Source organism: Dactylosporangium sucinum, from assembly GCF_014647515.1.
GTDB lineage: Bacteria > Actinomycetota > Actinomycetes > Mycobacteriales > Micromonosporaceae > Dactylosporangium > Dactylosporangium sucinum.
In genome coordinates this window covers 1,627-19,994 of sequence record NZ_BMPI01000055.1, presented here as the reverse complement: position 1 = coordinate 19,994, position 18,368 = coordinate 1,627, and the positions used below count along the sequence as shown (strand labels likewise).

Below are 18,368 nucleotides of genomic sequence, written 5' to 3'. Positions count from 1 at the left end.
CGCTACGCCCCGGCAAACGCGGCTGCCACATCAGTGTCGCCTGTACGCATGCTCCGATGCGCCGTCCGGTCGGTGTCCGATTGACGGGCAGCCTTGCGCCGGTCAGCCCCCGTGGTTGCCTCCGTCTGGGTCTGCGCCGCCCATTTGGCCAGCACCTGGTTGCTGCTGCGGTGGAGACAGGTCCCGGGGGGTGGTGCCGGTCTCTGTGATGATTGCGCCGCTGGAGCAGGTCGCCCCTTGCTCCTTGGCCGCCTGAGGGGCGAGCGTGCTCAGGAACGTGGCGATCCGGGCGTCACGGGCGTTGTCGACTTTGAGTTGGTAACCCCAGACCTGCAGGGATATCGGAGCGTCCTGCCCTTCGAACGGGCTCATCAGACGGTAGTCGGTGCCGCGCACGAGGTTCGCCAGCAGGTCCACCTGCTCCTTCGCCAACCCCGGCTGGTACGTGATCCATGCGGCGCCGTGCTCCATGCTGTGAATCGCGTGCTCGGTGGCGATAGCCGCCTCGTAGACGTCGCCTTGGCAGCGCTGCCAGTTGGCGTTGTGATTGCCGCCTGCCGGCGGCTTCATCGGCATCGTGGAGTAGTCGATGACGCCGGCCTTGTGGTCAGCGGTGAGCGCGTCCGGATTCCGCTCGCGCCAGTTCACGATCCCGTCGATGCGCGCCGCCCTGTCCGACCAGCTCAGACCGTTCTGGTAGACCGACCAGCCCGCGTATCCGATGATGGACACGGCGATCAGCCCGACCACCGTGAACAACGCGACCGGCATCCAGTTCCGGCCGTCGTTGACCTTGACGGGAGCGATCCGTCGATTGGGACGACTGCCGCCCTTGCCGTGCGGCCGCTTGCCGACCTTGGCCACAGGCCTGGCCCCGACCGGCTTGGCGTTCGTCCGCTGCGGCTTGCCGCCCTCGACCGCACTGGTCGAAGAGCCCTTGCTTACCCTGGCCCTCTTCGGGCGGTCTTGGCGCTCCTGGCTGGACATGCCCATCCCGTCTGGTCGAATGTAGATGATCGATGTTCAGCGGAGCAGCGTCGGACGACTCGCGATGCCTTGCACTGAAACCGGCGAGTTCAGTCCCCGCCGACGACACAGGCATCCTACTATGCTCGATAGTTGCCTGCCAGGTGACAGCGAGGGGGACGGTCTCGGGGCAGCGACCCGTCCGCTCGGCTCGCCGGTGACGCCTGATGGCCTTCGGCGCCCGCAAGGCCCGCTGCGCCCGCCGCCGGTGGTTCGGACGCATCACTCGGTGCCAGCGTACGAATGCAGGCCGGCGATCAGGAGATTGACCGCGAAAAGATTGAACATCATCGTGCCCCAGGCGACGATGGCGAGATAGGCGACCACGGGCCGTTTGATGCTGGGTGTGGCGTGGGCATGCAGGTAGCCGGCGTAGGCGACCCAGGAGATGAACGCCCACGTTTCCTTGGGATCCCAACCCCAGTAGCGGCCCCAAGCCGCTTCGGCCCAGATTGCGCCGGCGCCGACGGCGAAGGACCAGATCGGAAATGCGACCGCGTGCGCCTGGAAGCTGAGCCGTTCCAGCGTGGCGGCCGCAGGAAGGTGCCGGCCGACCGAGGCAACCAGTCCCGGTGGCCTGTCAGTGGCGGCGGCCCGGTCGTAAACAAGGCGGGCCAGGTATCCGGAGGCGGCAATGAACCCGAGCAGGAAGATGCCGGAGGCGATCGCGGCCGTGCTGACGTGGATTTTCAGCCAGTACGAGTTCAGTGCCGGCACGAGCGGGCCGGCAGCGGTGTACAGACGCATCCCGGCCAGCCCGAGCAGAATGACCGCTGCGAGTGTGACGTACAGCCCGACGGGGCGGATGGCCGGTCTGCGCAGCACGATCGCCAGCCACGCCAGGACGCCGACCAGCGTGACGGCGAGAACGAACTCGTACATGTTGCCCCACGGGACTCGCCGAGCCTCGATACCCCGGCTGATCAGGCAACTTAGGTGGGCGATGACACCGATGCCGGTAGCGATGATCGCGGCCCAGCCGGCCCGATGGGCCCACGGACTCGGCACGGCGTCGCTCGTCAGTTCGGGATCTGGACTCGGTTGAGAGGCTGCCGGTGACGCGGCGACACGCACTGCCGGCAAACGCGATGCCGCTGGTGCGACGGAGCCGACTCGGCGTACTGCGTGCTCGAAGGTGTAGGCCACCATCGCGAGGAGGTACGCCACGAGTGTTACCGCGAGCAGTTGGTCAGACAACGGGGCCATGATGGGGCTCCTTCTTGCACGACGACGTGCGTTCGGTGACGAGCCTGGGCGCGCTCCGGCGGTTTTCACGGACGACTTCGCCCGTCGCCGTGCAGTGCGGTCGGTGTGTGGCTGCCGAACGGGTGGCTCGAGCTCGGCACCAGCGCAAGGTTCGTGCTCCCCTGCCGACCAGTGGTGACCGATGCAGCTCGCAGCGAGACGTCATATGCCGACCTGTCCCGGGCCCAGCGTCGCGCGAAGCCAAATGGTGAACACCGACCACCAGCCCGTCATCAGTGCCAACCCGATCGCGATGAGCAGCGCCCCGCCGACGCCGGTGATCGTCCGGGTGTGCCGGCGGGCGACCGCGAGCGCTGTCAGGACCCGGCGGAAGCCCAGCCCGAACAAGATGAACGGTGTGCCCAGGCCACCGCAGTACGCCACCGCGAGCGCGACGGCACGACCGACCGTAGCGTCAACCGCGGCGAGCGCGAGCACAGCACCTAGGGTCGGGCTGACGCAGGGCACCCATCCCACCCCGAAGACCACGCCGAGCATCGGGGCACCGAGCAGGCCGGGTACCGGCAGCCGGCGCCACCGCCGCTCGTACTGCGCGACTGGCAGCAAGCCGAGGAAGCTCAGGCCGAGCAGGATCGTCAACCCGCCGGCGACGATCTCAACCGTCCGGGCTTGCACCAGCAGCAGTCGTCCCGCGCCGGCCGCGGTCACAGCGGTAAGGATGAACACGGTCGTGAACCCCGCGACAAACAGCAACGTCCCGGCGAACATGCGCCCCCCTGCCGCGGAGCGCTCCGCGGTCGTGGGCAGCTGGGCGTTCCCGTCCGGGCCTGGCGCTGCCACACCAGCCATACCGGTGACGTACGAGACGTAGCCGGGCACCAACGGCAGGACGCACGGCGACAGGAAGCTCGCCAGCCCTGCAAGTGCGGCGACGGTCAACGCCAGGACCAGCGGGCCGGATGTCGCGATCATGGCGAACAGCTCACCCACCGGCGGCGGGCTCCTCTGCGACCTGACGCACCAACGGCTCCAGTTCCCGCTGGGTCACGGCCTTGCGCAGTACGACCGCCACCCGGCCCCGCCGGTCGATGATCACCGTGGCCGGGATCGTGTTCGGCGGTACGTCGGTGAAGGCGAGCGCGATGCGGCCCGGCGGATCGAACAGGCTCGGGTACAGCTCCCGCCCTTCCACGAATGCGCGTGCCTGGTCGCGGCCGTCACGGACGTTCACGCCGACGAATCTGGCCCCGAGTTCCCGGGTCGCCTCGGCAGTGGCGTTGAGTTCTTCCGCCTCGGCACGGCACGGCGCGCACCACGATGCCCAGAAGTTCACCACCACAGCCATCCCGGCGACTGACTCGGGGTCGAACCGACCACCGTCGAGCAGTTCGCCCTCCAGCCTCGGCGCCCGAGCTCGATCTGCGGCCGCGACAACTCCGGTAGGCCCGGCGGCAACTGGTCCTGCGTTCCCGGCGCGGAGACCACCCCCGGGCTGCCCATCGGATTGCACTGGCCCATCGGCACACCCTGCCGTTCCCATGCTGAACACGATCAGCCCGGTGACCACGGTCGACCACCACACGATGTTCCGCTGCACGCGTGACCACTCCATTTCACGTGTCGGCTCATCCGAGACGTAGGCCGGGCTCGACGCCTCGGCCGTCGAGCACCGGCAGGACCTCACGACCGGACACCATCGGCGACCGAGGCCGTACCGGCTGGCGGACCGCCTGTTGCCCGCACCGACGCGACCGCACCGACGGCGCCGCGAGCCGCCGCCACGGCGGCCGCGAACTCGGCGGCGAACCCCGGATAGTCGACCCTGGGCAACCCACCGGCGGTGATCGTGCACCCGCTGGAGGTCGGCAGGACTCGAAACCAGATCCGCCGGCGACGCACCCCGAGCATGGGAACCAGGCCCGTCATGATCCCAATGACCGCCGCCAATACGACGGGCTCGCCGGGGTCGTGGCGGACTGTGATCGAGATCCATCGACGGGTTCCGAGAAACTCCACACTGGTGCCGTCGTCGAGGATCCACCGCTCGCCGGGCCGCAGCAGTGTGTTCGCCTCGGGCAGTTGGATCAGCCGTCCGTCGTCCACCGCCCGGCGAGGGATCTGGTACACCGACTGCGGCACACCGTTGTCGAGGCCAAGGTCGCCTCGGTATGCGGTCAGCAAGAGTCCCGGCGCTCGTTCCGCCGGATGAGCTGACAGTGCGAGAGGCCCGGACGTCGGCACCGTTGGCACGTACACCCCGGAGAACGCCACCTGAGCGTCGGTCGAACGCGCTCCCGACGTACCGTCGGCGTTGGCGTCGGGAAACAGCGCCGCGCCCTCGCTGGTCAGCATGCCGTCGACCGGCAGGAATGCCGACACCGACGTCTGGGCCCGGCCCTGCCGATCGGTGTAGCGGAGGATCGGGGCGTAGCCGTGACCCAGTAGGTACACGTTCGCTCCGTCAAGCCGCAACGGTGTGTTGACCTCGAGCCGCTGGCGGCCGGTCCGGGCGGCTCGCGGAGCTGTCCAGGTGACGTCGGCCTGGAACGTTGTGGGCTGGCCGGTGTCGAGAAAGTCAGCGTCGAAGCGTTCGAGTTGCAGACAGTACCCGGGGAGGTCTTCGGCGCCCAGACGCGGACCCAAGGCGTACTCGTCAAACTGTTGCAGTCCGGTGCAGAAGCCGGTGTCGGGGCCGGCTACCAGAATCCGGTTTCCGGACCAACCCCAGCCGTAGCCGAACGCGACTCCCGCCAGCACTGCCAGCAACGCTGCATGGAAGAGTAAGTTGCCGGTCTCCTTGAGATGCCCCTTTTCCGCCGCGACCGTAACGTGGCCACCGTCCTCGGAGTACGCCACAACCCGGTAGCGCCGGGAGCGCATGAGCTGCTGCAGCCTCTCGCCCACCGGTCGAGCCTCGGCAGGGGCATCGCCGACCTCGGCGTGCGCCGGCAACCGCCGGAAGTTCCGTGGCGCCGCCGGCGGCTTGCGCCGCAACGCCCGAGCGTGTTCGCCCAGCCGTGGCAACACGCACCCGATCAATGATGTGAACAGCAGCAGATAGATTGCCGCGAACCACGGCGAAGCGTAGGCGTCGAACAGCCCGAACCTGTCGAACCACTCCGCCAACGCCGGCTTGTCCCGGCGGTAGGCCTCGACCTGCTCGGGTGCCAGACTGCGCTGCGGCAACACCGAACCAGGCACCGCAGCCACCGCGAGGAGCAGCAACAGCACCAGTGCGGTGCGCATGCTGGTCAGCTGCCGCCACAAACGACGCAGTGATGCGGCCACGCGCCCACGACGGTTCACCTGACCCCCCGCACCGATCTCGGCACGGTGCTGCTGCGACGCCCGCGGCCGCGACGATGCGCCGCGGCCGCCGGCGCCCCGCACTCCCCCGCATTGATCGTGTTGCGGAGGTCGTGCCAGCTGCCGGGTGATGACGACGACACCCGGTGGGGCTGCCAGCTGGTCAACAGGCGGGCCGCGGCCGTCATTGGCGATCCCCGGCGGGTGCGGCCTCGGTCGGGCGCGGCCGGCCGTCTCGTTCGGCAAGTTGTGCCAGCATGCGGTTGTAAGCGGCGTGGGCGTTGTCCGCGCCGCTGCGCTCGGCGCGATCGACGCTGCGGTCGTAGCGGGCGTCCGCGCGGGCGTCCGAGCGTGACCATTGAACGACGAGTGCAATCGCCACAGTGAGGGCCGGCAGTTCACCCGACGCCCAGGCGATGCCGCCGCCGACCTTTTGATCGGCCAGCGCGCCGTTGCCCCATGGCCGACCCAGTTGGCTGTACCAGTCGTTGGCGATGACCTCCTGGGTCTGCATCATGATCAGGCCGAAGATGGCATGCATGGCCATGAAGATGAGCAGGATGACCAGCCGGAACGGGAAGGCCGGACGCGGCCGAGGTGAGGGGTCGGCGCCGATGAGCACCCAGAAGAAGAGGTATCCCGCTCCGAGGAAGTGGGCGATCATCACCAGGTGGCCCAGATGGGACCGCAGCGCGATCTCGTAGAGGTCGGTGAGATACATGCCGTAGAGGCTTGTCGTGTAGATGCCAAATGCCACGGCCGGGTGGGTGAGCAGTCGTGCGGATCGGCTGTGCAGGGCAGCGGTGATCCACTCACGGGGGCCGGCCCAGGCCGGATCGGCCGACGGCCGCAGCGCGCGCAGTCCGACGGTTGCTGGTGCGGCCAACACAAACAGGATGGGGGCCACCATCGTCAGGATCATGTGCTGGATCATGTGCGCGCTGAACAGGACCGGGGCATAGCGGGCCAGGCCGCTGCTGGTGGCCACGATGACGACAACCCAGCCGCTTACCCACATTGCCGTGCGTGCGACCGGCCAGTGGTCGCCGCGGCGCCACAGTCGCCATACCGCGGCCAGATAGAGCGCGACGGCGACGGTGGCTGCGGTCAGCGTGAGCGGTTCCGGCAGCCAGTCGACGAGGAGCGAGCGTGCCGTCGGCGGGCCGGGCATCGGGAAGCCGAGCAGCCGCGCGGCGGGGTCCTCAGGTACGAAGGAAGCCGGTGGTGGTGTGCGGGACAACCCAGCGGCCAGACCGAACGTGAGACCGAACAGGGCCGCTTCGGCGACCGTGGTCCGGACGAGTACTCGGCGGTCCCCGGTGGCGAGGGCCGGTATCGACCGGGCACGCTGCAGGAAGCCCACGAACGCCAGCGCACACAAGGCGGTTGTCTTGCCGAGTAGCAGCCATCCGTAGCCGGTGGCGAGAAGGCTCGACGGGGTGGGCAGGCGTACGGCGGCGCTGATCAGACCGCTGGCCGCGACCGCCACCATGCATACCGCGGCGACCCATGAGAACCGCCTGATCGAGCGTGCCAACGCCTCCGGAGCAAGGTGACGGCAGGCCAGCAGCCCGGCCAGGCCGCCGGCCCAGACCGTGGCTGCGCCGACATGCAGCACCAACGCCGATACCGCAATCTGATGACTGCCTTGGGCGGCTGCGTGCCCGGTGAACACCGGCGCGAGCACACCGACCATCGCCAGAGCCGCAAGCCCGATACCGGTGGCGGCGGAACGACCGACTCGCGCCGTGACCACGATGACGCCGGCTGTGGCCGCGCTCACCGACGACGCTCGACCGGAGGACGTCCCGGTCAGGAATTCCCACATCGTCGCAGGCGCGAGCGCTTGCCATGTTGGTACAGCCATGAGATCGGACAGCGTGAAGGCCGCATTCGCCGTCGTAGCCAGCATCCATCCGGCCGCAGCCCAGCCTGCGTTACGCAGCGACCGCTGTCCGACGGCCGCCAGCATCCGGCACGATCCGGGCGCTTGCGGGGTGAGGACGGTCGCCGCCATCAGCATGCCGATGGTCGCCGATGACGCGAGTGTTCGGCCGACACGTGACAGCGGAAGGCCCCAGTCGGTGACGGGACCCGCCGAAGTGATACCCGGCAGCGGCCCGCTCGGCCACCCGCCTGCGCCGCGCAGCGCCAGAACCGCCGCGGCACCACCGAACGTGACGACACCGGCCGCGACCGCGAGCGGCAGCCAGCGGCGAACCCCGTCGCCACCTGGCGTCGCAACCGTCATCGTCGACCACCCCCCTTGCGAACTCGTGTGCGCTCGCCGGTTCATGCCGTGAACGGCTGTCCTGGCCTTCCGATCCATCAGTACTATGTATCCTAGTAATTGATAGCTGCCGAATTCACAGGACCCCGCTGCGACACAGCACTGCGAGGCGGAGTCGCCTTCCGACCGGGCCAGGCAGGGGCTGGAGTGCCGGCACTGCGGACGACAGCAGGCGCGGTCGACTTGGTCACGGCCACTTCACCCCAGACGGTTCGCCGGGAACAACACCCACGTCGGACCGCGTGGAGTTGATCGCAAGGCGGGGACGGAACCACCTCGCGAGCATGCAGCGCCGTTTCACGCCGCCACCGGCAGTTGACGGGTCACCGATCCTCCAGGGGAGCGGTCGCCACAACGTACTATGTAGCATAGTAGACATGGCGTATCGTGTGAGCCGGTGGTGGCGCACCCGGCAGGCACTGTCGGCGTGCCCACAGACCGAGTCGGGTCGGGCTCTCCCTACCGGCCCGGCTCGGTCTGGTAACACTTCTCCGTCCCGGGCAATCGATCTACTCCTGCGCCGTTACTCCAAGCCTCGCGCCATCCGCGTCGGCCGGCCCTTTCGCAGCTGACGCAACGTTGCGGCGGCGTCGGCCTCAACGCAACATCCGGATGCCGTTGCGGCCCCGTAAGTGCTTCAGGTCGACCAACAGACACTAGTCCCCGGTCAGAGGCCTGGATGCCGTGCGGGAGGCTGATCTCCCCAGCTGCTACACGCCGCCGGAGTTCCGCCGGGCTGCGCCAGCCGCAACTTGACCCGCCGCGCCCGTCGTACGGCACTGCCTTACACCCTCGGGGACCGGCCCGTCGCGCGTGTCGAGGGGGCCTCACCGTCGCTGTCCTCGCGAGCGCGCGGCAGCGGCGGCAACGGCGCCCAGAGTAGTCGCACCCATTTCCGCGGCGGACGGGCGTGCATGGCTCGCGCAGTCCGGCTCGGCCCGGGCGGCCGACGTGAGCATCCCGGCCGCGCCGAGCGCCACGACGAGCGCGCTCCCGCCGTCGGAGATGAACGGCAGCGGCAGCCCAGAGATCATCGACCCAGATCGGCCCGAGGCGAATCGGAACCACGTCAGCCCCTGCCGGGCCTCGTCGGGCGGCCAGCCATCCCATCAGATCGACGAACCAGGCAGCGCCGACGAGTTGTGGCCTGAACCCTATCGTGCTGCGTTTCAGCGCCGGCACTCGCAACGCCTCCGCGCCTGGGTGACGGCGTCCGCGGCAACCTGCGACCTCAGCACCGACAGATCCGGAGCGCAGGCGGTGCCGCGTTAGTATGGCAGCCAAGTCGGACCGGAGGATACGCGTGCACGGATTCGGAGAGCTGGAAGCGGCGCTCATGGAGCTGCTATGGGACCGCGCCGAGCCGACCTCGGTACGGGAGGCGCTCACCGAGCTGAGCTGGCATCGGACGCTCGCGTACACCACGGTCATGACCGTCCTCGACACGCTCTTCCGTAAGGGTTGGCTCACCCGTGAGCCCGACGGGCGCGCGTACCGGTACACCCCTGCGGTATCGCGCGATCAATACGTCGCCCAGGCGATGCACGACGCGCTTGTCGACAGCGGGAACCGCGCCGAGGCGCTCACGCAGTTCGTGGGTCGTATGACGCTGGACGATGCCGCGGCGCTGCGGGCAGCGTTGAACAGCTACGAACGCAGGATCTCCGGCCGGTGAGCCCTTTGTTGCTGGCGGCGTTCACCGCCGCTCTGGCGCTGGTCGGCGCGCCGCGGCTCGCGAGCGCCGCTTGGGTGCTGCGCGCTCCCAGGCTGGCGGTGATCACCTGGATCACAGCTTCCGCGGCGGTGTTGGTCGCGGGCTTGCTGACCGGCCTGACGCTCCTGCTGTATTGGGACCGGACGCACGATCTGGTCAAGGGCGCCTGGCATGTGTGCCTTGATGCGCTGCTCGGTCGGCACGACCGGCCCGCCCAGGTGGCGGCCGTCGCCGGGCTTGCCGGCCTCGGAGTCCTCGGGTGGCGGCTCCTGGCCAGTGGATATCGGACAGTTTGCGGGATGCGGTTCCGTCGGGCTCAGCTTCGGCTCATGATTCGCATCGCCGGGGTGCCCTCGTCCGTGCCCGGGGCCACGGTGGTGCGACACCATGAGCCCGCGGCATACCTCATGCCAGGCCCAAGTCTTCCCGGACGTCACGCAGACATCATTATCACCTCCGCGGCTGTAGCTCGGCTGCGCGAGCCGGAGCTGTCGGCCGTTCTGGCGCACGAACGAGCGCATCACACCGGTCACCACTACGAACTGACCCACTGGATGCGCATCCTCGCGCAGGCGTTTCCGGCGCTGCGCTGCTTCCAGCTCGGCCGGCGTCAGGTCGACCGGCTCGTCGAGCTGTGCGCCGACGATGCCGCCGCCCGGACCAGTGACCGAATTGACCTGGCGCGTGCGCTCGTGAGCCTGGCTCAACCACCGACGACGCCCGGCCGTGGGGACGAGGTCCTCGCGGTCCACGGCGGTGATGGCATCGAGCGGCTCAACCGTCTGCTGAGCCCGCCACCGCCGCTGAGCGGAAGGGCTCGTGGTCTCATCGCGCTTTCCTTGATCGGGCTGTTGCTCACGCCAATCGGCATCGCCGTGTTTGACCGCTATACCACCTGGGTTCCGAGCATCTTCTCCCTCTAGGTCGGCTCGCCGGCCCGGGCGCCTCTGTCTTGGCAGACGGCACCGCCGATGGGGCCGGTCGGGGCGCACGGTAACCCGACTGAATTGGTTATGCGACGGCTGCTCACCGTTTTCCGGCAGCCGGAAGGGCGATCACCTGTTCCCGCTCCTGTCGCGCTTCCAGCGTCCGATGGTGACGTGCACCGGACTGAAGCATGTTGACGCCTCCGCCCTCCTACGCAGACAAGGAAGGCGGAGGCTCGATCGACGCTGACGACGAGTGAAGGGGAACGTCCAGCCGTCGCCGCGCCGTCGTCTCGGAGCGATCGACGGACGGAGCGTGCTAGAACTACTAGCTAGGATCGTAGCACAAAACGAGCGACTGCGACTCGACAGCAGCGGCGCAGCACAGCTCCGGACACCCTCCGATGCGCCGCGACGGCACAGTGTCCAGCCAATTGGGCGAATCGCCTCGCGATCCGGGTCGAGCTGCCACCTGCCCCGGATGACCGATCCTGAATCTGTCGCGTCGCGTCCGCGAGGCCCACGGGCAGGCCGCAGACGCGCCGGAACGGTTCCCCTGCGGCGATGCGGTGACTCCTTCGCGGATCGGCGGTGTGGCGTGGCACGAAACGGGGAAATTCTACTACTAACATGCTTAGGAGTGTGGGTTGCAGCAAGGAACGCCGTACCGAACGGCCGGCGTTACACCCGCACCCGATCCACCCACGATACTGAACGCGCGCACCATCGCGTGCGCGACCGCATGCGCTCACGGCGTTGGGAGGACCTACGCCGTCACTGCCAACAGCTGAAACCCTCACTGACCGAGACCGTCGAACGCGCCCCACCGGGCAGGAGACCCGACCCCGCCGCATCGATGAGATGCCAGGTCAGAGGCTTTTTTCGGAACCTGTCAAAAATGCATCGATGGCCGTAGAATCCCCTCCATGTGGAGGATGTCCGATAGGCAATCGTTGTCCTGTCACCTGGTGGCAGCGATGACGCTCTTGTCGTTCTGCGCGGGCTGTACCAGCCAGTCGCCACCGGCCGAACATCGCCCACCCGCTGTCGCCGGCCCAGCTCCCGGCCCTTCTTCGAACACGGCGACCGTGGGTCCTTCGGCAAGTCCGACGGCCATGCATGGTTCGTGGGACGTGAGCCAGCTGGATGACCCGTGCCGGACGCTCACGCAGCAGGGGGTCGCGCAGGTCTTGGCGGTGCCGGTCAATCCGCCGAGGAAGGTGGACAGCTGGCCGCCAGTGTGCGCCTTCGGCCTCACCCCCGGATTCGGCCCACTCGCACCCAGCATCAGTCCAGCCGTCACGGAGTATCTGTACGTCCTTGACGACTCCGCGACCAGCGGCAGGGAAGACTTCGAACGCGATCGCAGCAACCCGGCCGTCGTCGAGCCGGTCACCGGGATCGGGGATGACGCGTACTGGACGCCGGACAAGACGGAACTCCAGGTGATCAGCGGCAAGACGCACGTCATCACCAAGTTCGGCGGGGCGAAACCGCCGGTCGACGCCAAGGCCAAGGCCATCGCGCTCGCCCGGATAGCGCTGCCCAGAGCCATCCCTCGGTAGGAGCGGGCGGGCCACCATTGGCCGCTACCGCTCAGGACAGCAGGCTCGCACCGATCCAGGACCCGCGTTCGACGCCGGCGGGGCAGGCGAACACGCCGCTGGCCAGGTGCTGGCTGTAGCCGTTGAGTGGATCACTCGAGCCCAGTCGCTGCTGGATCGCCACGAACTGGCGCTGTGGATCGCGTTGGAAGCAGATGAAGATGAGACCGGCATCCATCAGCCCGTTGGGGTCCGTTCCGGCGTCGTACGAGTACGACCGCCGCAGCAGCTTGGCACCGCCGTTCGCCTCAGGAGACGCCAGCTGGACGTGCGCCGTGGGGACACCGCCGAGCCGGTCGTTGCTGTCGCGACGGCGGCCGATGATCGTTTCCTGCGTCGCGATGTCAGTGCGGTCCCAGGTGTCCAGCAGGAGCCGGATCCGCCGCACGACGAGATAGGTGCCGCCGTGCAGCCACGCCGGTCCGTCGCTCACCCACAGGTGGTCAACCTGTTCCTGCTGGCTGGTGAGGTCAAGACTGGCGGTACCGTCGCGAAACCCGAACAATCCGGTCGGATCGGCGCCGTCGTCCCCGTCGCGGAAACCGACCTGTCGCCAGCGGAGCCTGGCGTTGGACCGTCCCGCATTCACAAGGGCACGGACGGCGTCGTGGGCCGTCGTCGGATGCTGTGCACAGATCTGGATACAGAGGTCGCCGCCGCCGGCGGCCGGGTCCAGCGAATCACCAGGAAACGACGGGAGCTCGGTCAGCGCCGGCGGGCGTCGGGCGGCCAGCCCGAAACGCCCCTCCGCGAACAGCGCCGGGCCGAAGCCGAACGTCAGGCTGAGCGCGGCACTCGGCCTGCTCGCCAGTTCGGCAGCGACCCGCGTCCACGTCTGCAGCAGCTCGATCAGACCGTCGCGATCCCTCGCAACGACATCAAAGCCGGCGATCTGCAGGAACGGCAGGACCGGAGTGGTGATGCCGGACTGATGGACACCGTAGAACGCCCGTGACGGCGCGTCACTGCACCCCGTCGCACCGAGCAGCGATCCCCCAAGCAATCCGGTACCAGCAAGCACCAAGCGGCGCGACATCCCCCGCCCGTTCAGTGCCGGATCCATCTTCACAACCTACATTGAGCGCCATCCATCACGACAGCGTGAGATGCCGGTCTACAGCTACACGCCCAGACCTCCACAAGGGCATCGAGCCGTGATGCTTCGCCGTGCCGCAGCAGCCCCGGCAGACCGCGACGGCGCAACGCGACGAGGCGCCAGCGCCCGCGGGTTCGGCACGGGCGGGCACGGCGACACGGCGCCGGCTCACGATGCCTGTCCCGCCTGGACCCGGCGCCATGCGCCGGTGGCCAACAGCCGCAGGCCGTTGAGGCCCACGACGACGGTGGAGCCTTCGTGTCCCGCCACACCGAGCGGCAGAGGGAGGTCGCCGAACAGATCCCAGGCGACCAGCACGGTGATGAACGTGGCGGCGATCGCCAGGTTCGCCTGCACCAGGCGACGGGCACGCCGGGACAGGGCGATGACCGCGGGCAGCGTGGCCAGGTCGTCGCGGACCAGGACCGCGTCGGCGGCCTGCAGCGCCAGGTCGGAACCGCCACGACCCATCGCGACACCGAGATCCGCGGCCGCCAGCGCGGGAGCGTCGTTGACGCCGTCACCGACCAGCAGCACCCGCCGGCCACCGGCCTGCAGGGCCCGCACCTGGTCGACCTTCCCGGCGGGCAGGAGCCCGCCGCGCACGTCGCTGATGCCGGCTTCGGCAGCCAGGTGGCCGGCGGCGCCCGGGTTGTCGCCAGTGAGCAGCACCGGAGTCGTGCCGGTCAGGTTGGTCAGTGCGGTCACGGTGCCGGCGGCAGCAGGGCGGAGACTGTCGGCCAGAGCGAGGACTCCTGCCGGGGCGCCGTCGACCAGCACGACGACGGCGGTGTGCCCAGCTGCCTGTGCGGCGTCGACCACGGCGCGGGCTTGCGCGACGTCGGTGTTCGACCGGGGCCGGGACACCTCGTCGAGCAGGGCGGGGCTGCCGACGGCCACCGGTTGACCGTCAACGATCGCGCTCACGCCACGGCCGGGAGTGGAGCTGAAGTCGGCGGCGGCCGGGACCGGCAGACCGAGGTCACGGGCGGCGGCCAGGACCGCGGCGGCAACGGGGTGCTCACTGGGGTGCTCAGCGCCGGCGGCCAGCCGCAGCACCTCCTTCGCGCTCGTCTTGCCGACCGGATGGAGCTCGGCGACCCGAGGGTGGCCTTCGGTGAGGGTGCCGGTCTTGTCGAACGCCACCAGCGTCGTGTCGGCGAGCCGTTCCATGACCACGGCGGACTTGACCAGCACGCCGTGCCGGCCGGCAAGGGCGATCGCGGACAGCAGCGGCGGCATCGTGGCCAGCACGACGGCACACGGCGACGCCACGATCATGAACGTCATCGCCCGCAGCAGCGTGGACCGCAGGTCGGCGCCGAACACCAGCGGGATCGCGAACAGGGCGAGCGTGGCCACGACGACACCGATCGAGTACCGCTGCTCCACCTTCTCGATGAACAGCTGCGTCCTGGCCTTGGTCGCCGACGCCTGCTCGACCAGCGCGACGATCCGGGCGATCACCGACTCGCCGGCTGCCCGGTGCACCCGGGCCACCAGCGATCCGGTGCAGTTGAGCGTGCCGGCGAACACCTCATCCCCGGCGATCTTCACCACTGGGAGCGGCTCGCCGGTGATCGTGGCCTGGTCCACCTCGCTGGCACCGTCGACGACGACCGCGTCGGCACCGATCCGCTCGCCCGGCCGGACCCGGATCACGTCACCCACCCGCAGCTGGGCGACGTGGACGGCGGTGTCGGTCCCGTCGGCGTCGAGGCGGATGGCCTGCTCGGGGGCCAGGTCGAGCAGTGCCCGGACATTGTCGGCGGTGCGGGCGGTCGCAAACGCCTCCAGGGCGCCCGAGGTCGCGAAGATGACGATCAGCAGCGCCCCGTCGAACACCTGCCCGATCCCGGCCGCGCCGAGCGCCGCCACGATCATCAGCAGGTCCACGTCCAGGGTCCGCTCGCGTAGTGCTCGCAGCCCGGCCAGCGCTGGTTCCCAGCCGCCCGCGGCGTAGCAGGCCAGGTAGAGCGTCCACCACAGCGGCGCCGCCGCGCCCAGCGCCTGCGCCGCGCTGCCGGCGGCGAACAGGACGGTCGCCGCCGCGGCCGAGCGCACCTCGGTCAGCGCCCACAGCCGGCTGGCGAGCCGCCGGGGTGCCGGTGCAGCGGGGGTAGCCGCGGATGGGTGGGCCGCGGTCGTCGTCAAGGTCACGAGGAGCAACACTATCTGCATAGGAATGCAGATAGCTAGGCAGATAGGCAGTTTGATACTGAGGTTCGGCTATCCTGGTCTCGTGCACACGTCACTGCCGGACTTCCAGATGCCCAACGACGAGCAGGTCCACCTCGCCGCCGAAGGCTTCCGGCTGCTCGCCGACCCCACCCGCATCAAGATCCTCTGGGCGCTCCTGCAGGGCGAGTCCTCGGTCGCCTGCCTCGCCGAACTCGTCGGCGCCGCCCCCACCGCGGTCAGCCAGCACCTGGCCAAACTCCGCCTCGCCGGCCTCGTCCGCGGCCGCCGCGAAGGCACCTTCGTGCACTACTCCGCCGCCGACACCCACGTCCGCGCACTGCTGGCCGAGGCGTTGTTCCACGCCGACCACACCGACCGCAACCTGCCCGACCACGGCATGGCCGAGACGGCGCACACCCATCTCCCGCATCCGCCGGCCCGCTCGGCCGGTCAGCACGAACTCGCCGCGCCCGCCACCGGCGGGTGAATGCCGGCCCGCCGATGACTCGGCCGTAGCAGCACCGCAGGACATGACCGCTGCTCGTACCTCATCCGTTGCTGAACGCCGAATGATGCTCGAACGTCTCGTTCGGTCGCCCGCAGTCCCCGCCGCGCACGAACGGACAGGCAGGTCGGCAGCAGGTCAAGCAAGCCGGAGCGGGGTGTGCATTCGCCCGGATGCGCACGGCAGCGACGGCACGGCCGCCGAGCGGCGTTCGCCGCATTGCAGGCGGGCGGCCGCGGGGCGGCGCGCGGCCCGGGCCTGGCGCGCTTCGGCTCCGGTGTGAGCTTGATGGCTGGCGCCGGTTCTCCTGCCTGGCGGTGGGGGACGCTGTTGAGCCTCCGACAGGAACCCACCGACGCCGCCGAGGCCATGGCCGTGGCCGCAGGAACTGCCGCTGGCGAGCCCGCGCGCCAGGTCGAGGACGGTCTGCAAGACCAGGAAGAAGGCGACGAACGTCCTGTACAGCGGGGCGAACGTCCCTGTCAACCGGACCCGTGACTACGTAGCGTAGGTAGAGGATCCTGAGTTGCCCTGCCGCCGGTCAGACCGGGATGCGGCGGGGAGTCGCTGAGAGGAGGTCGTGATGCCTGGATGCGGCTGGTACGGCGGGGCAGGCTTCGGCGTTGGTTGGATGCTGATGACCCTGCTGTGGATCGGGTTGGTGGCGCTGATCGTGTGGGCCGTGGTCCGGCTCGTTCAGGACCGCGGCGGCCGTGGGCCGGCGCGCCACCACGGGGAAACCCCGTTGGAGATTCTGGACCGCCGGTTCGCCCGGGGCGACATAGACGCCGAGGCGTATGAACGGACGCGGCAGACGCTTCTCGAGCACAGCCAGCCGCCGCGATGAGCGACTGGCTTGCGCCGCTGGTCCGCCGATGGCGGACCAGCGGGCACGGCGGCACCGTGGGCGCCACTGGAAGGCCCTGCCACAGGACTTCGCCGACTTGACCGGTTCTTCCACCCCCTGCCGGATCCGGGGGTTCATCGCCTGAGCGCGTCCAGGTGGTCGTGGACCCACTGTACGCAGGGGCAGGGTGGCCCGCCAGATCCTCCACTGTGGACGTCACCGTGGCCGGGTCCGCCGTCGTTCTATCCATTGTGGGCACGAACGAGCCTTGGCCGACGAGCGCGCCGGCTTCACCGAGGTGATGGCGGCCGGCGCGGCCGACCTGCCCTCCATAGCCGCCGCGGCCGTCCCGCGATCTCGGCGCGTCGCTTCGTCAACCCTGATGCGGTCTACCTGCAGTCGACCGGGTTTGTGCTCGACCCGACCGGGTACGGGGCGACCCCTGCAGCATTTCCACCACCGAGGAGGCAGGTCCTATGAGAGCGATCGTGGTGACGGACCAGGCTGCGGGAACGGCCGGGATGACGCTGGTGGAGCGGCCCGAGCCGGAACCGGCGATAAACGACGTCGTGGTTCAGGTTCATGCGTCGGGATTCGTCCCGACCGAGCTGGCGTGGCCCTCGACCTGGGCCGATCGCCTCGGCCGGGACCGGACACCGTCGATCCCTGGGCACGAGCTGGCCGGAGTGGTCACCGCTCTCGGCTACGGCACGGCGGGACTGTCGATGGGACAGCGGGTGTTCGGCCTCGCGGACTGGCATCGCGACGGCACCCTGGCGGAGCAGGTGGCGATCGAGGCACGCAACCTCGCGCCGCTGCCCGGCGACGTCGACTTCGCGGTGGGCGCGAGCCTGCCGATCTCGGGCCTGACCGCGTGGCAAGGGCTGTTCGAGTACGGCCGCCTTCAGGCGGGGCAGAGCGTCCTCGTGCACGGCGCGGCCGGCGCAGTCGGGACGATGGTGACGCAACTCGCACGTGAGGCCGGCGCATTTGTCATCGGTACGGGGCGCGCCGCCGACCGTCAGAAGACGCTCGACTTCGGCGCGCAGGAGTTCCTCGACCTCGACAACGACGTCCTGGAAGACGTCGGCGGCGTCGACCTGGTATTCGACGTCATCGGCGGAGACATCCAGAGGCGGTCCGCAGGCCTCATCCGGGCCGGAGGAACCCTGGTGACCGTCGTAGGGCCGCCCGAGGCGCGGCCCGCCGATGGCCTGGCGATCGACTTCGTTGTCGAGTCCGATCGCACCCAGTTGGGTGAGATCGTCCAACGCGTGCGTGACCAACGGCTGCGGACGAACATCGGCAACGTTGCGACCCTCGACGATGCCGTCGCCGCCCTCAACCCGACTGGGCGACGAAAGGGGAAGACGATCATCCGCGTTCGTCCGTGAGGACTCGGGGGACGCGATCGCCGGGCGGTAGGCCAGACCAATCGTTCGATGTCCGAACCAGGTCTCGATCTGGTGGATCCAGCCCGACCCCGACCGGGGTGAAATGGAGATGACCTGCGGATCCTCCTCCAGCCCGGCCATCACCCGCGTTCTCCTCCAGTCAGGCCATCACCCGCGCTATAGCGTGGGACGCATTGCAGTCCGACCGACACGAACAGGAGCCCGCTCAACCAACACGAACAGGAGACCGAGATGTCCGAGTCCTATGCACTT

General features: G+C 69.2%; 14 protein-coding genes and 1 pseudogene. 6 read left to right on the top strand and 9 right to left on the bottom strand.

Annotation, left to right across the window (positions count from 1 at the left end; translation table 11 throughout):
* Positions 1–102: 102 nt before the first annotated feature.
* From IEZ31_RS40225 to IEZ31_RS40195, 7 genes and pseudogenes are all read right to left on the bottom strand, one after another.
* Complete coding sequence (locus IEZ31_RS40225) at positions 103–987, bottom strand: thioredoxin-like domain-containing protein (protein ID WP_229836382.1); 885 nt, start codon at positions 985–987, stop codon at positions 103–105.
* A 261-nt stretch (positions 988–1,248) separates the two neighbouring features.
* Positions 1,249–2,232 (bottom strand): c-type cytochrome biogenesis protein CcsB, encoded by a 984-nt coding sequence (ccsB, locus tag IEZ31_RS40220; protein ID WP_190255368.1) that lies wholly within the window; start codon positions 2,230–2,232, stop codon positions 1,249–1,251.
* A gap of 201 nt (positions 2,233–2,433) precedes the next feature.
* Complete coding sequence (locus IEZ31_RS40215) at positions 2,434–3,222, bottom strand: cytochrome c biogenesis CcdA family protein (protein ID WP_190255367.1); 789 nt, start codon at positions 3,220–3,222, stop codon at positions 2,434–2,436.
* Positions 3,215–3,829, bottom strand: coding sequence for a TlpA family protein disulfide reductase (locus IEZ31_RS40210; RefSeq protein WP_229836379.1), 615 nt, complete (start codon positions 3,827–3,829; stop codon positions 3,215–3,217). Before IEZ31_RS40210 ends, IEZ31_RS40215 begins: the two co-directional genes overlap by 8 nt.
* 83 nt (positions 3,830–3,912) lie before the next feature.
* The gene (locus IEZ31_RS40205) at positions 3,913–5,478 is read right to left on the bottom strand and encodes a cytochrome c biogenesis protein ResB (RefSeq protein WP_190255366.1); all 1,566 of its coding nucleotides are present in this window, start codon (positions 5,476–5,478) and stop codon (positions 3,913–3,915) included.
* 244 nt (positions 5,479–5,722) lie between these two features.
* Positions 5,723–7,789, bottom strand: coding sequence for a bifunctional copper resistance protein CopD/cytochrome c oxidase assembly protein (locus IEZ31_RS40200; RefSeq protein WP_190255365.1), 2,067 nt, complete (start codon positions 7,787–7,789; stop codon positions 5,723–5,725).
* Positions 7,790–8,612: 823 nt separating this feature from the next.
* Positions 8,613–8,859: pseudogene (locus IEZ31_RS40195) on the bottom strand (cell cycle protein); the annotation flags it as partial.
* Positions 8,860–9,101: 242 nt separating this feature from the next.
* Between IEZ31_RS40195 and IEZ31_RS40190 the strand changes: the two are divergent.
* The 3 genes from IEZ31_RS40190 to IEZ31_RS40180 all read left to right on the top strand — a co-directional run bounded on the left by IEZ31_RS40190 (position 9,102) and on the right by IEZ31_RS40180 (position 12,033).
* Positions 9,102–9,503 carry a BlaI/MecI/CopY family transcriptional regulator gene (locus IEZ31_RS40190; RefSeq protein WP_190255364.1) on the top strand — a complete coding sequence of 134 codons (402 nt, stop codon included), beginning with the start codon at positions 9,102–9,104 and terminating at the stop codon, positions 9,501–9,503.
* On the top strand, positions 9,500–10,465 hold the full coding sequence (locus IEZ31_RS40185) for a M56 family metallopeptidase (RefSeq protein WP_190255363.1): 966 nt from the start codon (positions 9,500–9,502) through the stop codon (positions 10,463–10,465). Before IEZ31_RS40190 ends, IEZ31_RS40185 begins: the two co-directional genes overlap by 4 nt.
* Before the next feature lie 1,136 nt (positions 10,466–11,601).
* Complete coding sequence (locus IEZ31_RS40180; RefSeq protein WP_190255362.1) at positions 11,602–12,033, top strand: hypothetical protein; 432 nt, start codon at positions 11,602–11,604, stop codon at positions 12,031–12,033.
* Positions 12,034–12,064: 31 nt separating this feature from the next.
* Here IEZ31_RS40180 and IEZ31_RS40175 read toward each other — a convergent pair whose 3' ends face one another.
* Positions 12,065–13,135, bottom strand: a complete 1,071-nt coding sequence (locus tag IEZ31_RS40175; protein WP_190255361.1) for a Dyp-type peroxidase — start codon at positions 13,133–13,135, stop codon at positions 12,065–12,067.
* 201 nt (positions 13,136–13,336) lie between these two features.
* Positions 13,337–15,328 carry a heavy metal translocating P-type ATPase gene (locus tag IEZ31_RS40170; protein WP_444542475.1) on the bottom strand — a complete coding sequence of 664 codons (1,992 nt, stop codon included), beginning with the start codon at positions 15,326–15,328 and terminating at the stop codon, positions 13,337–13,339.
* Positions 15,329–15,410: 82 nt separating this feature from the next.
* On the opposite strand from IEZ31_RS40170, the gene IEZ31_RS40165 reads away from it, so the two are divergent.
* The 3 genes from IEZ31_RS40165 (at position 15,411) to IEZ31_RS40155 (ending at position 18,095) form a co-directional block, all read left to right on the top strand.
* The gene (locus IEZ31_RS40165; RefSeq protein WP_229836376.1) at positions 15,411–15,836 is read left to right on the top strand and encodes an ArsR/SmtB family transcription factor; all 426 of its coding nucleotides are present in this window, start codon (positions 15,411–15,413) and stop codon (positions 15,834–15,836) included.
* Positions 15,837–16,485: 649 nt separating this feature from the next.
* Positions 16,486–16,701, top strand: coding sequence for an SHOCT domain-containing protein (locus IEZ31_RS40160; protein ID WP_190255359.1), 216 nt, complete (start codon positions 16,486–16,488; stop codon positions 16,699–16,701).
* A gap of 476 nt (positions 16,702–17,177) precedes the next feature.
* Complete coding sequence (locus tag IEZ31_RS40155) at positions 17,178–18,095, top strand: NADP-dependent oxidoreductase (RefSeq protein ID WP_190255358.1); 918 nt, start codon at positions 17,178–17,180, stop codon at positions 18,093–18,095.
* Positions 18,096–18,368 lie beyond the last annotated feature (273 nt).